The sequence below is a fragment of the Ligilactobacillus acidipiscis genome (assembly GCF_900116935.1).
In the GTDB taxonomy this organism is placed as follows: domain Bacteria; phylum Bacillota; class Bacilli; order Lactobacillales; family Lactobacillaceae; genus Ligilactobacillus; species Ligilactobacillus acidipiscis.
Genome location: NZ_LT630287.1, coordinates 2193911 through 2220289, shown reverse-complemented (window position 1 = coordinate 2220289; position 26379 = coordinate 2193911). Strand labels below are relative to the sequence as shown.

Genomic DNA, 26379 nt, shown 5'->3' with positions numbered 1-26379 from the left:
TTATGTGTTGAAATCGTTTATTTAAAAAAATGACACATGGGAAGCTCGCTCCCAGAGCCATTTTTTATAATAATATTTTTTCTGGTTGTGTAGTCTGCGGGTTAAGAAAAGACAGGCAGAATCTTTGAAAGATTTCTAAGTCTGAGTTAGATAGTTCAGGTAAAAGGGTGGCGAGTTGTTCTGTGAACGCAAGATCTTCCGGCAAGTTATCTTTAGCTAAAAAGTATTTTCTATCAGTAGCTAACAGGGTCATGCCCATCCGATAGCGAAGGTAATTGACCCAACAAAAATAAAAGAATTTTTCCTGTTGTTTACTGGTTAGATTTAAGTGTGAAGTCAAGATATCCGTTAAAGTGTGGATCGTCCCTGAAACTTCGGCTATATTAAAAAGTTTGTCATATTTGAACATATAAAGGACATTTGTGATCAGTAAACGGACTTCAGCTTCGCTGGTGGAGATCATGGTTACTTTTTCTGCACCTAAACTCTGAAACAAGGCATTCTTAGAGCGAAAATATGTGGCCGCGCTGATACCTTCTTTTTTTTGCAGATCCTCTTGTGTACGGGAAGCCACATTCATAAATAAATGAAGAAATATTTTAAATTTTAGTGAGTGAAGCGCAGCGTGCGTGGTTATCTTTTGCAGATCAATGGGGTCTGTGTCACTGATCTTGATAAAGCTCTTTTGCCGGTTTTGGATATCTATTGTGATCAAGCCGGTTGCGTTTATATTTTTGATCAGTTGTTTTAATTTATAATTTGTGATTGCTAGAGATGTCGTGACATCCTTGAAGCAGCTCCACTCTTCTGAGTTTTGTAAACAATATGAAACTAATTGCAATTCCTGATATTTAGTGCTGTCGGTAAAGGGTAAATAATTATTTAACAAGCAAAAGACTCCTTTATGTTAAGTCATTCAATCTATTATATCGGTAAAAAACTCGTGAGATTAATTATTATGGGTGAATAGATACTCAATTTTTTTAAGATCAGTTAAAAATATGATACTTAAATAAATTGTTTAGGTTTAGTTAGGCGATCACGATCAGCTAGGCTCAATTATTTTGCACGATCCATTGTAGCTCGCTATAATAAATTCAAGTGAGAAATTTAGGGGGGCGTAAGAAAGAGTGAAAAAAGAAGCAGTAACAAAATTCATTGCGGGCCTAGTTTTATGTTTGAGCGTAACTTTTGCAATCGGAAAGATCTCTGACCAGATCGAACCACATAACCAGTTGACACAGACAAAGACTAAACAGCTTAAAAAAGGCAGTAGGCAGGTACAAGTCAAACACAGAAAAAAAACTAAAAAATCGGTGATGCGCCGACCGATCAACTGGAAAAAGTCTTCTGAAACAGTGGCCTATCCTGAGCTAGCTAAAATCGACGATTTTTGGATCCATGTTTCGACTGGCAAATCGCGTGTTTTCTTGATGTCCGGTTCGAAAAAAATCTATACGATGTATGCTTCAACTGGTGCAGGCGGAGAACAGGCAACACCAAAGGGTACTTGGTATATTCAACCTGAAAAGGGCGACTTTTTCTATAATGGTCAGTCAGGTGAGGGAGCAAAATATTGGGTGTCATTTAAGGGCCATGGTGTTTATCTCTTTCATTCGGTGCCAACGGATCAAAAGGGAAAATTTATTAAAAAAGAAGCCGAGGAATTAGGTAGAAAAGCTAATTCGCACGGCTGTGTTCGTTTATCCGTACCTGATGCCAGGTGGATGTACCACAACTTGCAGACAGATACGAAGGTCGTTATTGATTGAAATTACTTAAAAGTTTAAGCTAGATAATTTGCTGACAGAAGGGAAGAGTGATGGTGGGAAATTTGGGGATTTTGGGAGAAGCTAGTAATGAGAAAAGAAATCAACGGATCATTAAATTACGCGATGCCTTTAATGATGAACGCATCAATACGGTGCAACAAGTAGCTAAATTGTCCGGTTATACTGTTAAAACAGTCGCTAAATGGGCGCAAGACGGCAACATTCCCTTATTAGATGAAGAAAATGGAGCAACTATTGTACCACTAACTAAGCAAAATCAGCGGAGCATCAATGAAAAAAGACAACTTGAGCATATCAATTATTTGAGTATGATTTTTAATAAACAAGAAGCAATCACCGTAGCTGCGTGTGCCCAAAAGATGAATTATCCGGAAGAAACTATCATTGCATGGGCGAGGGAAGGCGATGTCCCATTGTTAGTGGGAGCCAATGAAACTCTCGTGCCTTTAAATGATACTAATACTCCCGCCTGGCTCTAAACCAAAAAAGTCATTCTGTCCTTGAATGTTACATATTATAGGTTTTAAGTCTAATACTTGGGGGACGATTTTAGCTCGGTGTATTATTTTATGATCAAAATTTACGGTGATCTGCGTGCAGTTTATTTAAAGAGTAAGGCGATCCCCATTGCCAGATTGCCGATAATGATCAGTGCATCGATCAAGCTGTTGTTTTGAGAAGACGATTTTTTTGTGACTGATTTTTTTAGTAAAAATGTTCCTAAAATTGCACCAACTATCGCGCTGCCAGCGAGTGCTGCAGCTAGCGGCCAGTCAACTGTACCAACGCCTACCCGCATCAGGAATCCGACTAAAGAGATCCCAGCCAAAACGAAAACGGAAGTTCCGACAGTTTGCATTGTTGTACAACCTAATAAAGTGAGTCCTGCAATGATCGCAGTTGTTCCGCTAGTCCCAACTAAGCCTGAGAGAAGTCCGCTGACGATCCCGAAAAAGCTGGCCTGCAAAAATTTTTTATTTTTATTTTCATGTTCTTCGCTTTTGATGTCAGTCGGCTTTCTTTTCTTGATGATCATCAAGACAGTCAAAGCAATGATAACAACTCCGATCAGCGTGTTATAATCATTATCTGGAATGTCATTAGAAAAATATGAACCGACTAAAGCACCGATCGTTCCCCAACCAAGCATGGTCCAGCCGATTTTAAAGTTAACGTTGGAAGAACGAGCGTGCAAGTAGGCACTGACCGCAGCAGTTGGAAACATGGTAGCTAGTGAAGTAGCGGTGGCTACTGCAGGTGAGATATTGAAGAAGATCGTCAACACACTGACGTATATTGCGCCGGCACCTCCACCAGTGATGACGGTTGCGATCCCCATGACTAAACCAACGAGCGCTAAGATAATAAATTGCATGTCTCTTGTCTCCTTTGTTAAATTATTAGTTCAATTATTTGGCAAACGTTTGTGGTTAAATGCCACAAAATGTGCCTGTAATTAAAAATTATACTTATTTCAAAGACAGCAGCAATCAACAATTTAGGTGTTTTTGTCGGGTACTAAGCTAGAGAGGAATGGTACTATATTGTCACGGATAGGAAAAATCACGAATACAGAGCAGAAGATAATGAGTGCTTTTTGGCAGTTATATCAAGAAAAAAAGATCAGCCAGATCACTGTGCGTGAAGTCATTGAACTAGCTGATTGTAATCGAAGCACTTTTTATGCATATTTTGCTGATATGTATGATTTATTAGACAAATTCGAAGAGCAGCTTTTACCCGACTTGACCCAACCAGCCGTAAAAAAAATTATCGCTAAGGATGACATTTCTTTGTCGGTGCAGCACTGCATGGCCTTATATCAAAAATATAAGGATTATTATCAGGTCCTTTTAGGAGCGAATGGTGATCCTGCTTTTAGGGGTAAATTAACTGATATCCTTGATCAGATGATCAAAGCTCATTTAGGTCAAAGAAAAGGACAAACTAATTTTGAAGTAGATTTCTTGGTAGAAACAACGGCTTCGATCTTATTGACAGCTCTGATCTTTTATTTTAAACGAAGCGATCGCCCCAAAGCAGCAGAAATCATCGCTTTGCTGACAAATGTTTTAAATCAAGGGGTCGCCTCGCAGCTTGGCTGGCATATTTCATGCCAAGAAAAGAAGCAGACTGGTAAATAATAGAAATTGAATAATTAATCTGTACGCTGTAAACTAAACAGCAAGTAAAAATAACTTTGAGGAAAATGAATGATGAAGAAAAAACATAATTGGCTTTGGACCATGCTGTCATTTCTGTTAATTTTGGCAGGCCTGGGCCTGTTAGGCTATACTAGCTATCAGGAAAACTGGTTTGGTATGCAAAACTTTTTTAATCACCAGCAACAAGATGCTTATTTTAAGCACAATGAACAAGATAACGATAGTATGTCCTGGCAAAAGCGCCAAAAGATCCGTGACCAGATTATGCGCCAAACCCAAAAGGATAAGGGATTGACCAAGCAAGGCTTTGTCAGTGTGCCTCGGGTCAAGATCTTGCAGCCGGTCTTTGATGATGCATACTCCAAAAAGGGACTTGCAACCGGTGCTGATTATGCTAACCGCAATGAAGTGGATCCAGAGGGAAAAAAGCAGCCGCAAATGGGCGTCAGCAATTATGGACTCGCAAGTCATAATTTTTATGATGGTAAAACTGGTTTTAGTCCGCTCCAGCAAAACTTGGAACAAGATGAACCTTATATCGTGAATGGCAAACTACATGATAATGATTGGTTGAATGGAGAACGAATCTACTTGGCAAACCAAAAGGGGATCTATGAATATCGCATCGTGCGTCAACATATCGTCAAGCCGACTGATGTCAGTGTTTTGAATCCAACCAAAAAAGCACGAGTTACTATTATTACGTGTCTATACCCTAGCACGCAATACCGGATCATTACGGAGGGGACTATAGTCAAGCAATATTCCTGGCGGAAAGCACCAGTTAAGGCTGTGAACTATTTTGACCTGACTAAGCAACCGACTAATGCCCGAGTAGATTGGTTTAACCCAGGAACTGAAGAAGGCAGCAATGGAGATGCAGGCGGAACAAAAAATGTAAATTGAAAGATGAAACTACCAAGTAATAATTAAATGAAAAAATACCGGATAACGAGAGATTCAATCTCTTTATCTGGTATTTTTTTACTTTTAGGATTTGTAAGAGAATTTAATTCTCTGTGTTACTGCTTAAGTTATTATTGGCAGTTTTTTTGTGCTTAGCATTTTTGACTCTTACGATCAGTTCACGCAAATTGACCATATCCTTAGTTAACGGTGGATGATCCCACACAACCTGATCATTTTTAAAAGTTGGGTCAAAATTATTTGTTATATAAATGTCCGTTTTAGGATTAACAAACCTGTCAATTTGGATATTTAACAAAGCCATTTCTTCCAATTTTTTCTTGATGTAGTCGGTATATTCGATCCCCTGCGAAAAATCAACTGCTATGCGAACTTGATCGGAGAACGCTGTGGCAGGGATCTCAGAGAAAATGGCGAATAGGTATGAGTAATACAACTGTGTGTTCTCATTTTTTCCCAACGGTCGAGCGGATTTAAAGTCAGCACGACATTGTAAGAGCTGTTTGGCTAAGCGAGCAATCGACACGTAGGAATCCTCATAAAAATTCCAATCTTTCATCCTATTATAGGAAGTATCTAGGTAAACTGGAACTAACATTTTAGCGTTTATCTTTAATAATTTATTAGTTAAAGAAAATAAACTGATCTGAGAAAAATTTTCACCTAATGATTGATGGATAAGCGCTATTTGTTGATGTGTGAGTTTCTCTACTGAATCATAGTCTTGTAAGTTCGACAGCATGTCAGTATTAAGTTCTTCGATAGTTACCAAAAAGGTCAAAACAAAATTAGTGATCCTATAGGCGCTGATCACAGAACTTGCCCAGACTTTATTCAAGTAATCAACGATTTTTTTGATATCTGGGGTCTTTTTTAAATCTGCAAGGTATTTTTCATCGTTTTCTGACATTTTATAACCAATTTTGCTGCGCCAGTAGCAGACTGTAACAAAATATAGATGCTGTTTACGCTGAATATTTGTGGGACTAAGCTTGAGCAGCAATATGATGTAATTAATGCTTGCGGCAATGTCTTTTTTCCCAGAACTATCATCAATAAAGTTAAGGTAGGAAAAGTAGTAGATCACACTATAAATGTAATAGCGACTATATGCTTCACTAGAATTCATATTATTATTTATGTCAGTATTAATGTCGTTTAACAAAAGATTCTTTATTCGAAAATAGGTTGCGCGACTGATACCTTGTTTTTGTTGAAATTCAGTATCTGAATAGCCCTTAGGACGCAAGGTGATGTGAATAAAAATTTTAAAACGTAATGAGTGATGTGCCTCATATAAAATGATTTTTTTTAATTTTAGTGTGGTCAAACCAGTTAAGGTTATCTTTTTATCCTGTGCTTGTTCTAGTTTAAGTCCAGAAATCTGACTACATAGATTTTGTGCAGTTGAAAGCACTTTTTGTAAGTTATAAGAGCTGATTTCTAGGTTGTCCTGTAACTCAGAAAATGAAACTGTGTTCTTTGTTGATCCTCTGTTTGAAAAAAACTCAAAGAAACAAACAGTAAGATATCTTTCTTTATCTAAAAAAGGAATAAATGATTGTAACATTCTGATCACCCCCCAATCTTCATATAAAGTTAACTCTCATACATATCTTACTAAAGTACTGATCAATTGGGTAATTCAAATTGCTGAATGTATCATTTATTTTGAAAACAGGTAAAAATTTAAGACCTTGTTGCAGGGCATTTGGCAACTGTAAAAGTCGTTGACAAAAAATTAAGACATGTATAAAAGCTTGTTATATCAACAGTAAGCCTCCGTTAAAAGACTTACTGTTTTTGTTTGGGAATGGACCGTCTCAACTTTTTAATCGGAAAGAAAAAAGTTGATATCAATTTGTTTTTGAAAAGGAAAATTTGTCCATAATTTTGGATATACTGCAATGTAGACCTGTATCAAGAGCAATGAAGTTAGTTCCGAGAAAAATTAAAGCTCAGAATGTTTAGTTTCAGTTGGCGATTGACTTTCATAAATGTTTATACACAGTTGAAAACCCATAAACACTCAAGGCATTTTCTGAGAGAAAGGAAGAATAATATGAGTAATAAAAAAGCAAAATATCTAACTAAGTTATATGCGCTTTTAATGTCACTGACTTTAGTTGCCCAACTGTTTATGCCATTGGTTCAAGTGACAGCAGCTGAAGTTCCGACTGGGATCACCAGTATGGCTGCTAAAACAAAGGGTGACAATGAAGCAGAATTAAATCTTAGTTTGTACAATCCAAATGAAGAAAATAAAGCTGAGAAAATCAGTTTATCTTCGGATGCGCGTGTGAAGCAAATTCCAGCAACCAAGCTAGTTAACACAAACGGGGAGAATGTCGGTACATATCAAATCAAAGATCAGCAAATTGATTTTGATATTAATGGTAAAGTTTCAACCCAAGTTAAAGTGCCAGTTGTTTTTGCTGATGACAATATGGCTAGCCAGGTAATTTTTACCAGTGGGCAACTAAATGCAACTGTCAATTTAGCTAACAAACAAAGTGCACCTGCAAGTAATGAACAAGAGATGAGTAAGTCATCAGAAACAAGCAGTTCACAAGAAACTAGCAATACTTCAGTAAACTCTAGCTCAAGTTCTACTAGTTCAAGTTCTTCAACCACTACGGCTAAAAAAGCAGCTGGCGCTAAGAAAAGCGTTTCTAAAGTGCAAGCTCAGGCCGAAGTGGGAGAAGATATCAAACAATATCTGCCAGAAAAATCAAAGGGAACGATCATTACTGGTGCTGAATTCAAATTTTCTGATGCAAAGGGTAATGACATAACAGAAGATCAGATTACTCCTGATAGCCAAGTATCATTTAAATATCAGTGGGCGATTCCGAATGAATTGCGAAACGGTCATAGCATCAAAGCTGGTGATTATTTTGAGTTTAAACTGCCAGCTAATGTGCAATATAAACCGCAATCTAATGGAGACTTAGGTAATTATGCCTCCTATTCAATTAAGGCTGATGGAACTGTTAGATTTACTTTTAATGAAAAAGTTGAAAATGCTTCAGACATTCATGGAACATTCGAGTACTCTAAGGTTCGGTTAAATGTCAATGAACCCGGCGAAAATGAAATTACGATCGACACGACTTCTGGACCAATCAACCATCAGATCGTTGTGCATCCTAAGGGCGGAAATGACATTGCTAAGAGTGTTCGTAGCAATGATCCTGCAAAAAATCCCAAGAGCATTCAGTGGAATGTGGATATTAATACTAGTTTAAATGAACTTAATAACGCGCAAATAACTGACCAGCTGCCAGAAGGTTTGCAAATGAGTGAATCTGTTGCTCCTGTTGTGCAAGTTCTCAAAATAAACAATGATGGCAACATAACTGGTGTGGAAACAACGCTCATAGCTGATAAGGATTACACAGTGGATGCTGCCGGTAAAATCACTTTAATTGGGGATTATGCTAAAACGAACCAGGCATTCAGAGTAATTTACACAACGGATATTGAGGCCAGTTCGATTCCAGATAAAGGTGGAAATGTTTCGTTTGACAATAAAGCAATTTTAACTAACAAGGGGGAAAAATATTCTGCAAAAGCAACTGCGATTGTTTCTTATGGTAAATTGCTTGAAAAGTCGATGTCAGATACTCATAATAATCAAAAGCTGGATTGGACTATCAATTACAATAATGGCGATAAAAAATTGTCAGCAGGTACCAAGTTAATTGATAAATTAACTGGTGATCAAAAGTACGATGGACAACCAACATTGGTCTATTTGGATGGCCCTAGCGAAGGTCAAAAAGTTCCAGAATCTGACTATACGGTAACTCATAATGGTGACAAGGAAATGACGATCACCTTTACTAAAGATTTAGAGCAGGCAGTTAAGATCACTTATAGCACAAAAGTGACCGGTCCGATCAAAGGTTCAACGGGTGTTAATAACTCAGTTTCAAGTAATGGTGAAACCCCAGTTAATGCTGGAGGAAAAATCAATGAACAGGGGATTGTTAAAGCACGCGGTGCGGTTGATTATAATCAGAAAACTGTTGGTTGGAATGTGACGATCAACTCAGGCCGGCAAGATATGAAGAATTGGTCGGCTGAAGATACTCTGCCTGAAGGCTTAACTTTAAATGAAGAGTCAGTGAAGTTAATTGATACTGACGCTAAAAATGACCTAGAATTAGATAAAGACTATAAGATCAGTAAAACCGACAATGGCTTTAAGATCGAATTCTTGGGTGAATTAAAGAAGTCAGCACCTCATCAATACAAACTGACCTACACCACTAGTTTTGATACCAGCAAGTTAAGCGAAGGTCAAAAATCATGGACGAATGGTATCAAGGCTACTTGGACTGACATTAACGGTGTCGAACACAATAATGAGAAAGAAGCTAAATTTACTCCTAGAGATGAGTATGTTTCCAACGCTACGAAGTCTGGCAGTTATAATGCTACTAGTAAGCACATTACCTGGACGGTGGTAGTCAACTATAATCAACGCGAGTTAAAGAATGCAAAGATCGTAGATAAATTGGAGGGAGACCCAACTTATGTACCTGGCAGTGCTCAATTAAAAGTAGCAACTATTAATAAAAACGGTATCTACACACCAGGTAACGATGTAACTGATAAGGTTAACTATGATGACTCATCAAAGACAATTACTGCTAATTTGCCTGATGGAAATAGTGCTTATGTTTTGACATATGAAACTAGTTTGGAAGGTAAAGTGATCGATCAGAAATCTTATGACAATACAGCAATTTACACCAACAATGGTCAAAACCAAGACGTTAACGCACAAGTTTCAGTACCAAATTCTGGTGAAGTTGCCTACAAGACTGGACGACAAGACCCTGATGATAGTTCATATGCACTATGGGACATTTATGTAAACCGGGAACAGTCAACTTTGAATAATGTGACTGTGACTGATCATCCAACTGGTAGCCAGTATATTGAAAAGGGCAATGTGCATGTTTATGGTACCAAGGTTTCAGAAGATGGCAAATCAGTTACGATTGATAAGAGTCATGAACTCACACAAGGTACTGACTATACCGTTGATATCGAGACCAATCAAACAACTGGCGTTCAAACGATGAAAGTTAAGTTTACAAATAAGATTTCAACTTCTTATGTGGTTGAATATCGTTCTTTGATCACTACTCCAGAAGCTTCGGCAACTCTGGGCAACACGGCTGATGTCACAGCAACAGGGTTAAAAGAAGGCGGGAAGACCGTTGAAAAAGATATTGTAGTTCAAAATAGCGGTGGTTCTTCAACTGGTACTAGTTATAACTATCAACTAACTAAAGTTGATAAAGATCATCCTGACAAAGTATTGCCAGGAGTAACTTTTGAACTATGGACCAGTAAATTAGAAAATGGACAAAGAGTTAAAGGACAAGTTTTCCGGACAAGTACGACTGATAAAGATGGGCAGATCCAGTGGAATAATTTGAAAGCTGGGACATACTTCCTAGTGGAAAAATCCACTTTGCCTGGTTACCAGAAATCCGCAGATAAGAAAATAATTATCGATGACAAAAAAGCAAATAGCGATCATCTCGTTCCAGAAACAGTTGAGAATGAAAAAGTAAAGACTTCTGTCAGTGGAATCAAGACTTGGAATGATAAGAACAATCAAGATGGCAAACGACCAAGTCAGATTACTGTTAATTTGCTTGCAAACGGCGATAAAGTTAAAGATAAAAAAGTACAGGCAAGAACAGATGGAAAATGGAAGTACAACTTTACTAACTTGGACAAGTTTGATGCAGATGGCAAAGAAATCAACTATACAGTAAGTGAAGACCAAGTTCCTGATTATGAGTCCAAAATCGATGGGTATAACATTACGAATACGCATGAAGTTGCTAAAACTAATGTTTCTGGACACAAGACTTGGGATGACAAAGACAACCAAGATGGCATTCGTCCAAGTCAGATCACGGTTCACTTATTCGCTGATGATCAAGACACAGGCAAGAGCCAAGTCGTAACCGCTGAAAATGGGTGGGAGTATAATTTTAAAAATCTCGATAAGTATAAGGATGGCAAAGAAATAACGTATTCTGTTAAGGAAGATCCGGTTGCTAAGTACACTCCAACAACAAACAAAGACGGATACGGTATTACCAATACCCATACTCCAGAAACCTTTACTTTGAATGGTAAGAAGACTTGGAACGACAATAATGATCAGGATGGTAATCGCCCGGATAGTATTACCATACATTTATTGAAGAATGGTAAAGAAATCGATTCTAAGAAAGTCACAGCCAAAGATAATTGGGAATACTCATTTAAAGATTTAGACAAGAACGTTAATGGTAAAGAAGCCGTATATAAAGTAACTGAGGACAATGTTCCTGATTATTCATCTGATGTGAGTGATAATAAAAACATTGTTAATAACTACACACCTGATAAAACGAGTGCTACGGTAACTAAATCCTGGAATGACGCAAACGATCAAGATGGTTTGCGTAAAAATGTTAAAGTTCAGCTTTATGCGAATGACAAGGCCTATGGGGAGCCAGTTGAATTAAGCGAGGACCAGAATTGGACTTATACTTGGTCTGACTTAAATCAACGTCAGGGGAAGAAAAATATTAAGTATACCGTTAAAGAGGTTGATATTCCGGATGGTTATACTTCTGAAGTTAATAACGATAATCAAGGTAATATGATTATTACTAATACGCATAAAGTCGCTAAGACCAACGTTTCAGGTCAGAAGACATGGAAAGATAATGATGATCAAGATGGCAAACGGCCAAACAAGATCACCGTAAACTTGTTAGCTGATGGTCAGAAAGTTGCCTCACAGACAGTAACAGCCAAAGACGACTGGAAGTATGATTTTACTGACTTGGATAAATTCAAAGCGGGTAAAGAAATCAAGTACACGGTTCAAGAAGAGCCGGTAGCTGGTTATGAAACAACTTACGATGGCACTGATATTACCAATACGCATGAGATCATCAAGACTAACATTTCAGGTCAGAAGACATGGAAAGATAATGATGATCAAGACGGCAAACGGCCAAACAAGATCACCGTTAACTTGTTAGCTGATGGTCAGAAAGTTGCCTCGCAGACAGTAACAGCCAAAGACGACTGGAAGTATGACTTTACTGACTTGGATAAATTCAAAGCGGGTAAAAAAATCAAGTACACGGTTCAAGAAGAGCCGGTAGCTGGTTATGAAACAAATTACGATGGCACTGATATTACCAATACGCATGAGATCATCAAGACTAACGTTTCAGGTCAGAAGACATGGAAAGATAATGATGATCAAGACGGCAAACGGCCAAACAAAATCACCGTTAACTTGTTAGCTGATGGTCAGAAAGTTGCCTCGCAGACAGTAACGGCCAAAGATGACTGGAAGTATGATTTTACTGACTTGGATAAATTCAAAGTAGGTAAAGAAATCAAGTACACGGTTCAAGAAGAGCCGGTAGCTGGTTATGAAACAACTTACGATGGCACCGATATTACCAATACGCATGAGATCATCAAGACTAACGTTTCAGGTCAGAAGACATGGAAAGATAATGATGATCAAGACGGCAAACGGCCAAACAAAATCACCGTTAACTTGTTAGCTGATGGTCAGAAAGTTGCCTCGCAGACAGTAACGGCCAAAGATGACTGGAAGTATGACTTTACTGACTTGGATAAATTCAAAAATGGGAAAGAAATCAAGTACGCTATTTCAGAAAATCGGGTCGATGGATATACAACTCAGGTTGATGGCTATGATCTAATTAATACCTTGGAAGACAAAGATATCGTGCCAAATAATCATTCTAAGAACAATAAGAATGATCACCCACGTAATTCTCAAGATATTAGTCGGCAAAAAGCAAAGAAACATGGACTTTCTGCTTTCTTGCCGAAGACTGGTGAAATGAATTCAGAAAATCTTGTGATGGTAGGAATTTTATTAGCCATGATCATTTTAGGTACTGGCGCTTATATTTTTAGTAAAAAAAATCGGAATAAAGAATAAGACGTATAAGTAAATAAGGTTTGAAATTGAACTGCCTGTTTCTTCAAGGAATGGGCAGTTTTTATTTTGCTTTTTTCTCTGTTTAGAAATAATGATCGCTAGCTTCCCAGAGCTAATGCGGTTATTTTTTTGCTATTTATATAGCATATATATTTAAAATAGTTTTATATATGCCATAATAAACTTATGGAAAATCCAGAATTTGAATCATTTGAACGCTCTAATGGTCATGATGAATTTGACAATTGGTTGCAAGAACTATCACTTAAAGACCGGGCAAAAATGTTGCAGGTTATTACGGATGCACAAGAGCAAAGTTTATTAGTTGCACAACGGATGACGTGGGTTAAAAAAATAGATACGGAGAAGAACCTCTATGAGCTACGTAGCAAGGTTGCTAAAAATATTCAACGTGCCTTATATTTTCACGTTGAAGGACCGCGTTACGTGATCACACATGGCTTTACCAAGAAAACTCAAAAAAAGCCACCAACGGAAATTAATCATGCCCTTGCTTTAAGAAAAGAATGGAGGAATCAAAATGAAGATCAATGATATTTTAACTTGTGAATTAAAGGACCCAGAATTTGCTAAAAACTACCGTGTTGAAAAGGAACGTTCTGCGAGCGCGCTTGCCCTATATTATGCACGTGAAGAAGCTGGTTTAACTTAAGCTGATTTGGCCGAAAGAGCAGTCTACCATTGCTCGCATCGAACGTGGCGACAATGTAACCTTTGATAAATTGGCAGAAATTGCTCACGCTATGGGTAAAACAATCCGCGTTGAGTTTGTTAAATAAAAAGCTAATAGCGGACGTAATTTATACAGTAAAACAGCATTGATTTATCAAAAAAATCAATGCTGTTTTTTGCGTACACTTTTTGGTAGAAAAAATACAGTTTTAGCGTAACTTTTGAAGTGCAACAATTCAGTTGGGGTACTTTAAGAATTTAGAGTTTTTTTGAGACATATCGCTAATATTTCGTTAGATCTTTACTGTCCCTGCAATTACTTTTCCTGACATTGTTTGCAGGTAATTGCCCAAAGATGTGACATTATTTTTCTTGGGATCAGGATTATTATTTCGCACTTTTTTAAGCTGCTTTTCAAAATTAGCAAAGGTTGTTTGGTTTTGCTGATAGAGCTGTTTCTCGCTGATTTTAGCAGAAGTTTTAACGAAAATTATTTTTGGAGTTGGCATATCAGCACTTTTCTTTGAATCAGTAGTATCTTTTAAACTATCCTTGATATTTATTTTGTGAAAACTACTAGTTGTAGCACCAAGATTGCTCTTTTCTTGGCGGATACGTGGCAAATCTTCAAGAATCAAATAAGCCAACTTGCCGTCATTTGATTTTTGAAACTGTTTCTTGTCATTAAATAAGACATTACTTGGGTTATTCCCTAATTTTGTATTTTTTTTAGGAATATCATATTCTTGTGAAAGTTCTGGGTTCTTTTCAAACGGCTCGGGATAGCCTTTTGAAACGTTAGAAAGTACACTTTCATCGTTACCAGTATCTGTCTGAGAAGTTTGTTGCTCTTCTTGATTTTCGTTGTTGTTTGGTTCAACAGGTTCAACTGGAAGAATAGGTTCAGTCGGTTGAACAGGCTTGGCAGGGCCGATTGGCTGAACAGGTTCAGTTGGTTCGACTGGTTTAACAGGATCAATCGGTTGAGTAGGCTCAGCAGGTTCAACTGGCGCAACCGGTTCAGGATCCTTACTGTAGACAATATAATGTGTTGTGTCAGCGGAATCGTAATTGACGTCCTCTGATAGCGGAGCCTCATTTTTGGAATGATAGCCTGCAATTTCAGGAATAGCTACGTTATTAAATCTTTGAGCTGGTGACCATCTTTCAGAATCTGCCACCATTTGTCCAGTGACCTTGTCGAATGTATATGAATGTTCAAAATTAAGTGATTCACTATAAGGTTCAGCTAGTTCGTTACCGTCTTCATCAATAAAATGAACTGTGTTAGTAATTGTGTTTGTTTTATCGACGATAGTTTGAATACCATGTTTTAAATAAACATTGAACACTTGATCAGTTAGTGCATCGTTATCAAACCGCTGTCCACCGTTAAATTCATCGGTTACTGACTCGTAACCCTGGTCTTGATAACCTGTGATCTTTTGTGCAGTTGAATAATCAATGTTTTCCCCCGTCATACCTTCTACAGTGTCAACGCTAAGTTCTTGACCTGTATTTTGATCAATGTAATGGATCACAGCTTTTTTGCTGGCCACATAGTCAAAACTATCGATTTGAAATTGGTGCAAGTTTTTCGCACCACCCGTTGAGGCAGCCATCATGAAAGCGGCCAAGTTGTTATCAAAGTTACTCAAGTTAACTTCTTTGCTCCATGTCCAACTTTGACCATTCCCTTGTAGAGTTAGTGTCATCACATGGCTTTTTCCGTCATATTCGATAGTAAAATCGTGAAATCTGCCATCAATAATATCTTTGGTCAAAATTTGGTAGCCATTTTTGCCGTTATTTTGAGCCGTTTCAGCCCACCATGCTTCAGGGTTATTTGTATCATCACCAGGACGTTTCTTGCTGGTTGTTACGAAACCGCCAAATGGTTGACCACCAGTATCTGGGTCTTTATCCCAGCCGAACTGATCAGAAGTGGAGTTGCCGTTTGGGTTCGGCGCTTGGTAATCGTTGTGCCAAGTATCTAATTTAAAGCCGAAAGCATTTTCTAAGCCGGCGATCCCGTTATTACCGCCAGAGATACCAACGTCGTTAGTGTTGCCATTATGAAGAGCTAAACCAATACCATCTGCACCGTTTTTGTCGGCACCTAAATTGATCGAACCTGTCAATTTAAAATCATACTCGAGGTTAATTTTATTCTTTAAAGTAAAATTACCAACTTGATCATTTTTATTTGGTACTAAGGTCATGATTCCTGTTTGTGGATCATAGTCGGCATCACCATTCAAAACAAAATAATCCAAGAAATTGTCTTTGTTAACATGACTATAGTTGTTGTTAGTCCCTTTCAACTGGTGCAGTAAGTCTTGATATGACAATTCTTTTTTGGAAGAGGTTTGCTGGTTTTGCACTTCTTCTTTTTGTGCAGCGGCTTGTGTTGGTTGTGCAGCCTGTTGGCTCGTGTTATTTGTTGGCACTTGGTCTGGCTGCGCTTTCTCCTGCTTGCCTGTTTGGCTAGTTATCTGTGGCGAATGTTTATCATTTTTTGCCTCGTTTTGTCCTGAGTTGTGGGTTGAATCAGCCGTCACTTGAGGTGTTTGCTGCTCAGAGTTGGTAACCTCATTTTTAGGATCTGTAGTTTTGCGAGCAGAAATTACCTGCTGTTTTTCATCTTTGTTACTGTCATTAAACGAAGATCGTTGTTGCGGATTTTCTTGGACTACATCATTATCTTCCGTAGGTTCAGCTGTGTCTACTGCAAGTACATCATCTGTTTTTTCCTGCTGAATGGTAGCGGCCTGTGCTAGCAGAGAATGATTATAAAGAGTCACTCCGCCTAACCCAAGGGAAAAAAGGGTAAGTGAAGCAAAAATCCAGTGTTTACCAGCTTTATACATTTTATAGTGTATTTTTGGATTATTGTTATTAAACATTATTTTGTTTCCTCATCTCTTGTTTTTCCATATTTCTTTTGTTTGACGTCAACGATCACATCGCCTAGAAATGCCCAGTCTTCGGCTAACGGAGGATTTTCCCAAATAACTTGCCTTTTCTTGATCAGCGGATCATAAATATTTGATAGGTATATATCACAATCATTTGAAAGACTGTTCGTAATAACGATATTCAAGTTATCAAATTGTTTGACCTGATTATAAATATATTTCGTATATACTGCTCCTTGAGAAAAATCAATTGCGATCTTAACTTTATCCCGAAAAATATTGATCGGGATCTCATTTAAGATATTAAACAAATATGAATAATAAAGCTGTGTCAGTTCCTCTTGGTCCAGTAATATTCCACTCTTGGCAGCACATAGTTCAACAAAGCTTAGAGCTATTTGATCTGCCTGCGGGTAAGATTCTTGAAAGAAAAAAATTTGTTTGGGATCAATAAAGGAGTTGTTGAAGAAAGATGGCGAAAGTGTCTTGGCATTGATCTTAAACAAGGAAGTTACAAAGCTTTCATATTCTGGCTTTGTGGTATTGATCTGTAATTCTTCTTCGAGAACAACACATTGTTTTTGTGTGAGATATTTTATTTCTGCCAAATTTTTGAGCTGTAAAAAATTTTTTTCCTCTAAGAGGTCGTTAGTAGTTAGAAAAGTCATGAAATAGCGCGAGTCCCTTAATGCTTGCTTTTGCGGCAATTGATATTGTTTTTTAATAATTTCTGCAAAAGTTTTGACACGGGGGTCATCTGCAGTATCCATAATATTATTTTCATTATTATCCGTCAGAGTATTACCGCTCAAGGTTCTCAGGTGCACAATACTGATAAAATAAAGTAATTGTTTTCTTTGTGTATTTGAAAGACTTAATTTCCATCCTCAATTGTCAAGTTAAGTGCAACACTAATGGCCTATTCTTATAATTGGTCTAGAAAGTTAAACCAGTTGTGGCATAACATCCGCTGGACAACTATAGCTTAAACAGCGGCGGGGACGGTGATTCAGCGTGTCTTGAACCAACTGCAGATCCACTAATGAGAGGTTTTTAAAGGAATGCCCCTTTGGGAAGAACTCTCTTAATTGACCATTCACATTCTCATTAGTGCCCCGTTCCCAGGGAGAATATGGATGGGCAAAGTAGATTTCCGTTCCTTGAACCTGATTTAAACTAGCGAATTCCGAGCCGTTGTCAAACGTGATAGTCCGAAAGTTTTCTGCACCGTAATCATCAATCGTATCTTGGAGGGCTTGCCGGCAAGTCTCTGCCCGGTAATCAGGCAATTTAACGATAATTTCCATCCGGCTAACTCGCTCGGTTAACGTCATTAAAGCTGGTTCGGACTCAACCCGTTTGGCTTTCACTAAGTCGCCTTCCCAATGGCCCAACTCCTGACGTTTCCGAACCACTGCGGGCCGGTCTTCAATGGACTGTCCAAGCCGTTTTTTATTCAGGCGGGCATGTCGGTGATTCGGGCGTTTAACGCGGCGACGTAGCTTCATGGGTAAATCATAGTTGTGAAGCTCCGGGAGCTTGCCAGCCTCGATGTACCGATAGACCGTAGCCGTTGATGGGCAGGGAAAGCCCGGGTAATGAGCTTTGAAATAGTGGACATACGTATCGACACTGAAAACTCGTGGCTTAGCTTTTAAAGCTTTCGGCAGGGACTTGAAGAACACGGCAGCCCGCTGCAGTAAACCTTTGGGGTGACACTTGGCCCGCTGTTCTCGATAGTAAGCCGCCCCGCGCTCGGCAAAGTAGCTCTGATATGACCGATGTTTCTGGGAATCAATCTGGGTGGTTAACCCGCGTTTTAATTCGCGAGAAATGGTGCTGGGACTCCGGTGAAGCCGGCTGGCGATCTGACGAACGCCAAATCCTAATCGAGTCAGGGACTCAATTTGACCGCGTTCAAAAGATTGGAGTTGTTGGTAATGCTTAGGCATGATATTCTTAGTTTGGGTCATGAAGACACCTATCCTTATCTGTTGATTTTGTCGTTAATAATAAGAATAGGCCTTCATGGCCTTTTAAGCTAGTCTAATTGGTCTAGTTATCAAGTGTTGCACTTCAATTTTAAATCGGGGGACTTAATTTCCATATTAAAATAGCATCTCTTAGCAAATCTGTCACAGCTGATTTTACTTTTGGTGAATCGATATAGTCTGTATAAGAAAAATAGTACAGCACATCAAAGATATAGAAGCGCAGACGAATCTCGTCATTCTTGCTACTATCTGGAAGTTGAGTTTCGAGTGCTTTGGATAACGCGGCCTTTGACCGGAAAAAAGTTGCCCGGCTGATACCAACTTTTTTGACAAAGTCAGCTGTAGATTTGCCGCCATAGTTAAGGTAGTCATGGACAAAAATTTGTAGACGTAATGATTCTTGTGCCATTAAAGAAATAATTCTTTTAAGAATTTGAGTTGTGACTCCGGTCGCGATTATTCCTTTACTTTTATTGTATTGTATTTCTACATCATCAAATTGCTGTCCAACAGTTAATGCATTTTCGGCTAATTTATTAAGTTGATATTGGCTTAACCCCAACTCTTCTTTTAACACATCGATTGATGCATAGTCGTGTTCTTTATGAGCAAGAAATTCGAATAACTGAACTGTTAAGTATTTTTCTTCATCTAAAAAACAAATATATTTTGTTAGCATTTTACTGTTTTCACCTACTATTCTAGTTATCCCCAAATTTTATATAAAGTTCCGTGGTCATTATACTAAAGTGAAAAAACTAGCAATGCCCCTTGTTTTAAAATTTGGTATCAATGTTTTTTATATTTCTTGAAATGTCAAATTAAGTTAGAAATAACATAGCTGTTTATCTGTGATGTTTTCCATGAATACCTCAATTGGTGTTTTATAATTTAATGATTTTCTTGGAATATGATTACGCCGGCTACTGACTTGTTGAACTAAAGCATTTGGTAAATTGCGAAAATCCATGCTCTTGTTGAGACCATCTCGTCTAATTAGTCCATTATTATTTTCGTTTAAGCCACGCTGGTTAGGAGCCCCAACTTCGGCAAAATAAGTACTAATATCATGCTTATTTGCGATTTCTTTCCAACCAGTGAATTCTTTACCATTATCAAAAGTAATTGACTTGAAAAGGTGTTTTGGCTGTTGGGACAACCATTGATTAAGATGTTTATTAACGCATTCAGCCGATTTTTGTTGGATGTTTAAAATGATTTCAACTTTGGAGAGACGCTCAACTAAGGTCATAACTGCACCTTGATGTGCTTTGCCTTGGACGGTGTCTGCTTCTAAATGACCAAATTCATGTTGAAAATGAGGATAATCCTGATAGCGTTGATAAATACTTCTGCCGAGTCGGCCAGCTTTACCACGCCGTTCAACGTAACCATTTGGATGCCTTTTACCTTTCATTGGCAACAATTTCACATTGAAAACACCTCTTTGAAAAAGTCGGTATAAGGTTCTCATACTACAACTGATCTGTATCTCAGCTCGACCAATAATCGCATCAGGGGTCCAACCTAATGCGAGTTTCTGCTTAATGTATTTGGTTTCATCTTCTGGTAATTCAATTGCTTTTCGACCGCAATGAGTTTTATTAACTCGATGATTTTCTTGAAATTGACTAATTGAATTACCAGCATCTAGAAACCGGTAAACACGATAAACGGTTTCGCTGGAACGTTTAAGAGCTTTAGCGGCATGATAGGCTTTAATATCTTGTTTCCAAAAATTATATATAAAGGTTAATTCACGTGTGGTAAGATGTTTATAAGTCATTTGTGGTTACCTCTCTTTTGATTAGGGAGAGAGCGTAAAATATCTTGTGTAAATGCATAAAAGATTTCTGAATTGTATAGAAATAGGGAATGCCTTCCCTTATGATATTTAGTAACCACAGAAAACATCACAGGAGGCATTCCCCATGAATGAACTTACCACAGAAATTATCGCTGCACTAGCCCAAAAGCAAGATTTGGACGAAGTTTTTCGTCACCACCTCGAAATTGCGATTAACCAGCTGCTTCAAACCGAATTGGCAGAGTTTTTGGGTTACGAACGCTACTCATACGCTGGGATTAACACTGGTAATAACCGCAACGGCAGTTATGAGCGCTCGTTTGATACGAAGTACGGCCAACTTAACTTAACCATTCCTCGAGATCGCAATGGCCGGTTTGAAAATCATACCTTGCCAGCCTACGGTCGGCACAGTGATAATTTAGAAACAACGGTCATTCAGTTGTATACCAAGGGAATTACCACTGCTGAAATTGCCGAACTCATTGAGAAAATGTACGGTGCTCACTACTCCAAAGCCACGGTTTCCAACATGACTAAAGCCGTCAATGAACAGGTTCAAGCTTTCCAGCAACGTCGACTGGCTTCACAATATGCGGCCATCTTCTTAGATGCCACTTACTTGCCGTTAAAGCGGGATACCGTTCAAAAAGAAGCCGTTCATATTGCGATTGGCATTCGTCCAGATGGTACGAAAGAAGTGCTGAACTACCAAGTGGCGCCAACGGAATCGACTGGAATCTGGACTGAACTGCTGGGAACCTTGATCAAGCAGGGCGTTAAAGATGTGCTGTTGTTTGTGGCCGATGGGTTAGTTGGTTTGGATGAAGGCTTGAATCGGCATTTCCCTAAAGCCAAACGACAACGTTGCCTGGTTCATGTTGGGCGGAATCTGATGAACAAAGTTCGCGTAAAAGACCGCAAGGCCGTGATCAGTGACTTTAAACAAGTTCATCGGGCCGCCAACCGTGAAGCAGCCGAACTGAAACTGAATGAGTTCGCCAACAACTGGCATCAGACCTATCCCAAATTAATCAAAGATCTGCTTAAAATGCCGAATTTACTCACTTTCATGGACTTTCCACCAGCTATCCGGCAATCACTATACTCCACTAACCTGATTGAGAACTTTAATAAGCATCTCAAGCGCACCACCCACCACAAAGAACAATTTCCAACGGAAGATTCACTGGATCGCTTCCTGGTTTCTCAGTTTAATGTTTATAACGAGAAGTCTCTGAAGCGGATCCACCGAGGGTTCAAAGGACTCCAGGACACCTTGGAAGCATCATTTATTTAAGTTAGATACATATTATATGTACGAAGGCATTTCATTTACACAAGATTCTTGACGCTACCATTAGGGATATTCAAAAGTCTACCACAAATGGCTTTTTTATTTCTAACTTAATTTTACAAACGACGATAATAAAGAAGAAGTAGGCAGATGATATTTTTGTAGAAGAAATTTTTTAGTCTGAGTTTTAATACCTCTTAAATCTTATTACCTGTTAAAGGATATCGGTAGAATAACAAAGTTGCTTGATGGTATGTTATTATATAACTTAGTTATTGAATCTACTAATGAGAATGTATAATCTGTTAATAAATTAAAATTGAGGTCTGCAGTGTATGTATAAAATATTTGCAGCGTTATTTACTACTATGATAATTTCTGCGCTCCTTGTACCCATTGTACGAAAATTTGCCATTAAGGTTGGTGCAGTGGATAATCCAAATAAACGCCGTATAAATTCAAAGCCAATGCCGACTTTAGGCGGCTTAGCTATTTTTATTGCTTTTAACATTACTAATTTCTTTTTTCTACGGGGTCAGTATCCACAAAAGCAGATGATAGTATTGTTTTTAGCTGAATGTATCATCATTTTAACTGGATTTATTGATGATATTTATGAGTTGAAACCAAAACAAAAGCTGCTCGGGATCATAATAGCAGCATTAATTGTTTATTATGTTGCAGGAATCAAAATGACAACTATATCGATTCCTTTTGTTGGGTTGTTTCATCTGAAATGGTTGAGTATGCCGGTAACTATAATTTGGATAGTGGCAATTACTAACGCAATCAATTTATTGGATGGGCTGGATGGTTTAGCCACCGGGGTTTCGATTATCGCTGTGACTACTAGTGCCTTAACTAGTTTTTTCTTTTTGAATAACACTGGGGTTTTTGTGTCAGTCCTGATGTTGACTTTGGTTGCTGCTATGATAGGCTTTTTACCTTATAATTTTAACCCAGCAAGTATTTTTTTGGGTGATACAGGCTCGTTATTTATTGGATTTATGATTTCGGTCTTTGCTTTGTATGGGTTAAAAAATGCCACGTTCATTAGTTTGGTTATTCCAATCATTATTTTGGGAGTACCGATCACTGATACTGTTTATGCTATTTTGCGAAGGATGCTGAATAAAAAGCCTATTTTCCAAGCTGACAAACACCACCTACATCATAGATTAATGCAGATGGGTCTCACACACCGGCAAACGGTTTTAGTGATTTATGGTATTGCATTGATATTTTCGTTTATTTCTCTACTCTTTCCTCTTTCTAATTTTTGGGGTTCGGTTGCATTAATTTTTGCGACCTTAATTGGACTTGAACTTTTTGTCGAAGCAATTGGTTTAGTTGGAAGTAACAGACAGCCGTTGCTGCATTTGATTAAAAGAATGGTCCTTAGTTCTTCAGATACTAAAGGATTATACGAGAGGGAAGTTAAAAGAAAAAATAAAGATAAAAAATAAAAGGGTCTACACTTTTTAGTGTTGATGAGCGTTCATCAGCACTATTTTTGTACAAAAAAGGACATCATTTGTCCTCATATGCTACGATTAAAGCGACAAAACCAAATCAAAGCGAGGTATAAATGATGTCCCAAACTGATTCTATCCTAAATTTACTCAATATCCAAGACCCAAATATCAAAATTTCAGCTTGTACTGATTTTTCACAGGCCGGAGTTCACGAAAAACTGCTTTCAGCTACGCTGACTTACCCCGTCGAACGCTGTGTTAATTGTGGTTCCACGAATCTCGTTCAGAATGGGACCCGCCTGACCAAGATGAGACTACCCAGCCTAGGTGAACAACCGCTCCGCATGAACTTGCGTAAACAGCGTTATCTGTGCCGAACTTGCCACCATACTTTTAGCGCGCAGACGCAGCTCGCTCCACCTCGGCACTCGATCACCCGCCAAGCAGTCCACGAAATCGCGACTTTGGCTAAGAACTCACTGCCAGTCAAAACGATCAGCCAGACCGTGGGAATCTCAGCTTCCTCGGTTCAACGGATCTTGTATAAGGATCAGCGAGCTTTAGTAACGCCCAAAGAGCTGCCGACAGCTCTCAGTTTTGACGAATTTCGTTCAACTAAGAACTGCTTTTCTTTTATCTGCATTGACGCAAAAACCCATGATTTGGTCACCTTATTGCCAGATCGTCTCTCGCAGACGATCCGCGAGTATTTCACCAATACTTATACACTTTCTGAGCGTCAAAAAGTTCAACTGGTGACCATGGATCTGAATGCGCAGTATCAGACTTTCGTCCGTCGTCTTTTTCCTAACGCACTGATCGTCTTTGACCGTTTCCATATTGTTCAGTTAGCGGGTCGGGCACTTGACCATGAACGGCTGCGTGTTTTAAAAGGGATCAACGACCACCACGACCGCAACTATAAAGTTTTAAAAAGCAACTGGCGCTTATTCCACTTAGCTGAAAATCAACTTGAGACCTCCCAGGTTAAATATTATCGGGGATTAAATGAATACACGACTGCCCAAAATGTGGTCGATCTGGGACTCAAGAATTTTCCACAGTTCGCAGAAAACTATCAGACCTATCAAACGATCTTAACCTTTATTCGCAACCGCGATCGGGCTACTTTACAACAATTAGTTATGAACTACCGTCCCAATGGTACTGAAATGGATACCGTCATGAGGACCATTCAAAAGAACTACTTAGGGATCAGGAACGCTTGTCTCTATGACTACTCTAATGGGCCGTTAGAGGGGATCAATCGCAAGATCAAAGAACTTAAACGTAGCTGTTACGGATTCAGTAACTTAAGGCATTTCTTTATCCGCATCAAATTGATCCATGCCTAAGATAAAAAATTTAGGTCAACACTGTGGGAGGCAGGTGCGGGCCCATTTCGCTACGCTTCGGACCCGCACCTGCCTCCCAACCCAAACACTTTAATCTAGCTATGGCAGTAAAAAAAGAACCCTACCATAAAGATAGAGTTCTATGGGCCATCAACACTATTTGACAAAGTCCCAAATAAAATCGATACCCATCCGAGAAACTCTCAGATAGGTATCGATTTTTTATATATTTTTATCTGTGAAAACATACCACTTGCTGACTATATAGTTTAAGATTCCGACAACAATGTTATCAAAAATTTTTACTAAAAAAGAATTATAGTTCAAAACTTTAATTCCTAACCAAATTATGACTATATCCATCGCTAGCGCAAAGAGACGAACCACTAAGAAAGAACCTAATTCACTAAGCAACTGTCCAAGGCCATGATATTTGGAAGAAAAAACTAAAAATTTATTTGAAAAATAGGTTACAAAAACAGCTAATAACCAAGCTAATATGTTGCCAGCTTGATAATGCCATCCCAATTTAAGAGAGTATAAAATAGTTTGTGTAAATGAATAAAAGTCCTGTCGAAAAGGGAATCCCTTCCCCGTATGATTAAATCATCCAAATCAAACCAAAACGGAGGGATTCCCCATGGATCAGTTTACCAAAAATCTAACCAAAACTCTATTGTCAAATGGCGATGTTAAAGAACTTTTTCGTCAACAACTCGAAACGGCTATTAATCACATCTTGCAAGCTGAACTGACTGCCTTACTTGGTTATGATCCTTATGACCGCAGTGGCTTTAATACTGGCAATTCTCGTAATGGCCAGTATTATCGTTTAATTGACTCTGAATATGGTAAGTTGAAAATTGCTGTGCCGCGTGACCGTAAAGGCCATTTTCATAACCACCTGCTTCCAGCTTATTCTCGTCGTCAGGACGCTTTAGAAACAACAATCATTCAGCTTTATTCCAAGGGCGTTACGACCCGTGAAATTGCAGATTTGATTGAAAAAATGTATGGCTCTTATTATTCACCTAGTACTGTTTCTAATATCACTGCTCAGGTAACAAAACAGATTGAAGCTTTTCATCAACGAACTATTAAGGCAAACTATGTTTGTCTTTTCTTAGATGCAACTTACTTACCTTTGCGCCGCGATTCAGTTCAAAGAGAAGCGGTCTATATTGCTTTAGGTATTACATCTGTCGGCATCAAAGAAGTTCTTGATTATCGAATCGCTCCAAGTGAAAATGCAGGAGTTTGGTCAGAAATGGCAGAAGATCTTAAAAAACGTGGATTAGAACAAGTCCAGTTGATCATTGCAGATGGAATGGTTGGTCTGCAGCCAGCATTATTGCACGCTTTCCCGAAAGCTAAATTTCAAAGATGCCTAGATGCCTAGTACATGTTATGCGCAATATTGGTTCGCATGTGCGTTTAAAAGATCGTGAGGCGATCTTAAATGACTTTAAAGAGTTGCATTCAGCGACCGATGTAACTGCAGCACACAAGATCTTAAATGATTTTTATGGTGCATGGGGGGAAATCGTATTCCAATCTGATCCAGCAACTTAAATCCATTGAAAATGAACTATTAGCTTTCCTGAGTTTTCCCCCGGCCATTCGACCAACAATTTATTCAACCAATATCTTAGAATCACTGAACAAAAGAATCAAACGCAAGACCAAACCAAAGGAACAATTTCCAAACGAAAAATCTTTAGACAATTTCATTGGAGTTCAAGTCATAAGCTATAACGAAAAGTACTTCAATCGTAGCCATCGCGGATTTGGTCAAGTCAAAGACACGTTAGAATCACTTTTCGATTAATACTTTATTTTGCCAGGAGAAGGGATTTTCATTTACACAAACTTCTTGACACTCCCCAATTTAAGCCAAAGCATAAAAGTACCAATATTAACTAGTGTGGCGATTCCACC

The 26379-nt window shown here is 38.5% G+C and carries 20 protein-coding genes and 2 pseudogenes; 12 read left to right on the top strand and 10 right to left on the bottom strand.

Annotated features, from left to right (window positions below):
- Positions 1–64 precede the first annotated feature (64 nt).
- Positions 65–889 carry a hypothetical protein gene (locus BQ5903_RS10320; protein WP_056988068.1) on the bottom strand — a complete coding sequence of 275 codons (825 nt, stop codon included), beginning with the start codon at positions 887–889 and terminating at the stop codon, positions 65–67.
- Between the two features lie 241 nt (positions 890–1130).
- On the opposite strand from BQ5903_RS10320, the gene BQ5903_RS10315 reads away from it, so the two are divergent.
- Positions 1131–1772, top strand: a complete 642-nt coding sequence (locus tag BQ5903_RS10315; protein WP_010497473.1) for a L,D-transpeptidase — start codon at positions 1131–1133, stop codon at positions 1770–1772.
- 50 nt (positions 1773–1822) lie between these two features.
- Positions 1823–2272: a hypothetical protein gene (locus BQ5903_RS10310; RefSeq protein WP_010497471.1), complete on the top strand. Its 450-nt coding sequence runs from the start codon at positions 1823–1825 to the stop codon at positions 2270–2272.
- Positions 2273–2394: 122 nt separating this feature from the next.
- Here BQ5903_RS10310 and BQ5903_RS10305 read toward each other — a convergent pair whose 3' ends face one another.
- Positions 2395–3168 (bottom strand): sulfite exporter TauE/SafE family protein, encoded by a 774-nt coding sequence (locus tag BQ5903_RS10305; RefSeq protein WP_010497469.1) that lies wholly within the window; start codon positions 3166–3168, stop codon positions 2395–2397.
- Positions 3169–3337: 169 nt separating this feature from the next.
- On the opposite strand from BQ5903_RS10305, the gene BQ5903_RS10300 reads away from it, so the two are divergent.
- Complete coding sequence (locus tag BQ5903_RS10300) at positions 3338–3937, top strand: TetR/AcrR family transcriptional regulator (protein ID WP_010497467.1); 600 nt, start codon at positions 3338–3340, stop codon at positions 3935–3937.
- Between the two features lie 69 nt (positions 3938–4006).
- A complete protein-coding gene (locus BQ5903_RS10295; protein ID WP_231920853.1) occupies positions 4007–4864 on the top strand; it encodes a class A sortase in 858 nt (285 codons plus the stop codon).
- Between the two features lie 103 nt (positions 4865–4967).
- On the opposite strand, the gene BQ5903_RS10290 is transcribed toward BQ5903_RS10295, so the two are convergent.
- On the bottom strand, positions 4968–6455 hold the full coding sequence (locus BQ5903_RS10290) for a hypothetical protein (RefSeq protein WP_079579489.1): 1488 nt from the start codon (positions 6453–6455) through the stop codon (positions 4968–4970).
- A 492-nt stretch (positions 6456–6947) separates the two neighbouring features.
- Here BQ5903_RS10290 and BQ5903_RS10285 point away from each other — a divergent pair, with 492 nt between their 5' ends.
- The 4 genes from BQ5903_RS10285 (at position 6948) to BQ5903_RS12590 (ending at position 13702) form a co-directional block, all read left to right on the top strand.
- Positions 6948–12902, top strand: coding sequence for a Cna B-type domain-containing protein (locus BQ5903_RS10285; RefSeq protein WP_172823850.1), 5955 nt, complete (start codon positions 6948–6950; stop codon positions 12900–12902).
- A gap of 186 nt (positions 12903–13088) precedes the next feature.
- Positions 13089–13457 (top strand): type II toxin-antitoxin system RelE/ParE family toxin, encoded by a 369-nt coding sequence (locus tag BQ5903_RS10280; RefSeq protein ID WP_079579487.1) that lies wholly within the window; start codon positions 13089–13091, stop codon positions 13455–13457.
- A complete protein-coding gene (locus tag BQ5903_RS12595; protein ID WP_407936220.1) occupies positions 13444–13575 on the top strand; it encodes a hypothetical protein in 132 nt (43 codons plus the stop codon). The genes BQ5903_RS10280 and BQ5903_RS12595 overlap by 14 nt, the downstream gene beginning before the upstream one ends.
- Before the next feature lies 1 nt (position 13576).
- Complete coding sequence (locus BQ5903_RS12590) at positions 13577–13702, top strand: helix-turn-helix domain-containing protein (RefSeq protein WP_407936229.1); 126 nt, start codon at positions 13577–13579, stop codon at positions 13700–13702.
- A 186-nt stretch (positions 13703–13888) separates the two neighbouring features.
- Here BQ5903_RS12590 and BQ5903_RS10270 read toward each other — a convergent pair whose 3' ends face one another.
- The 6 genes and pseudogenes from BQ5903_RS10270 to BQ5903_RS10250 all read right to left on the bottom strand — a co-directional run bounded on the left by BQ5903_RS10270 (position 13889) and on the right by BQ5903_RS10250 (position 20293).
- A complete protein-coding gene (locus BQ5903_RS10270) occupies positions 13889–16399 on the bottom strand; it encodes a lectin-like domain-containing protein (RefSeq protein ID WP_231920852.1) in 2511 nt (836 codons plus the stop codon).
- Positions 16400–16405: 6 nt separating this feature from the next.
- Positions 16406–16501, bottom strand: a pseudogene (locus tag BQ5903_RS12585) (KxYKxGKxW signal peptide domain-containing protein); the annotation flags it as partial.
- Positions 16501–17325 carry a hypothetical protein gene (locus BQ5903_RS10265; protein ID WP_231920851.1) on the bottom strand — a complete coding sequence of 275 codons (825 nt, stop codon included), beginning with the start codon at positions 17323–17325 and terminating at the stop codon, positions 16501–16503. The pseudogene BQ5903_RS12585 and the gene BQ5903_RS10265, both read right to left, overlap by 1 nt.
- 132 nt (positions 17326–17457) lie before the next feature.
- A complete protein-coding gene (locus BQ5903_RS10260; RefSeq protein ID WP_079578752.1) occupies positions 17458–18486 on the bottom strand; it encodes an IS30 family transposase in 1029 nt (342 codons plus the stop codon).
- Between the two features lie 109 nt (positions 18487–18595).
- Entirely contained in the window at positions 18596–19186 is a 591-nt protein-coding gene (locus BQ5903_RS10255) for a hypothetical protein (protein ID WP_079579484.1), read from the bottom strand.
- 147 nt (positions 19187–19333) lie between these two features.
- Positions 19334–20293: an IS30 family transposase gene (locus BQ5903_RS10250; protein ID WP_079579483.1), complete on the bottom strand. Its 960-nt coding sequence runs from the start codon at positions 20291–20293 to the stop codon at positions 19334–19336.
- A gap of 145 nt (positions 20294–20438) precedes the next feature.
- Here BQ5903_RS10250 and BQ5903_RS10245 point away from each other — a divergent pair, with 145 nt between their 5' ends.
- The 3 genes from BQ5903_RS10245 (at position 20439) to BQ5903_RS10235 (ending at position 24441) form a co-directional block, all read left to right on the top strand.
- Positions 20439–21614, top strand: coding sequence for an IS256-like element IS1310 family transposase (locus BQ5903_RS10245; RefSeq protein ID WP_003561746.1), 1176 nt, complete (start codon positions 20439–20441; stop codon positions 21612–21614).
- 332 nt (positions 21615–21946) lie between these two features.
- A complete protein-coding gene (locus tag BQ5903_RS10240) occupies positions 21947–23077 on the top strand; it encodes a glycosyltransferase family 4 protein (RefSeq protein ID WP_079579482.1) in 1131 nt (376 codons plus the stop codon).
- A gap of 122 nt (positions 23078–23199) precedes the next feature.
- A complete protein-coding gene (locus BQ5903_RS10235) occupies positions 23200–24441 on the top strand; it encodes an ISL3 family transposase (protein WP_079578956.1) in 1242 nt (413 codons plus the stop codon).
- Between the two features lie 222 nt (positions 24442–24663).
- Here the strand turns inward: BQ5903_RS10235 and BQ5903_RS10230 are convergent, their stop codons facing one another.
- Positions 24664–24987 carry a GtrA family protein gene (locus BQ5903_RS10230; RefSeq protein WP_079579481.1) on the bottom strand — a complete coding sequence of 108 codons (324 nt, stop codon included), beginning with the start codon at positions 24985–24987 and terminating at the stop codon, positions 24664–24666.
- Between the two features lie 94 nt (positions 24988–25081).
- Here BQ5903_RS10230 and BQ5903_RS10225 point away from each other — a divergent pair.
- Positions 25082–26269, top strand: a pseudogene (locus tag BQ5903_RS10225) (IS256 family transposase).
- The last annotated feature ends 110 nt before the right edge of the window (positions 26270–26379 follow it).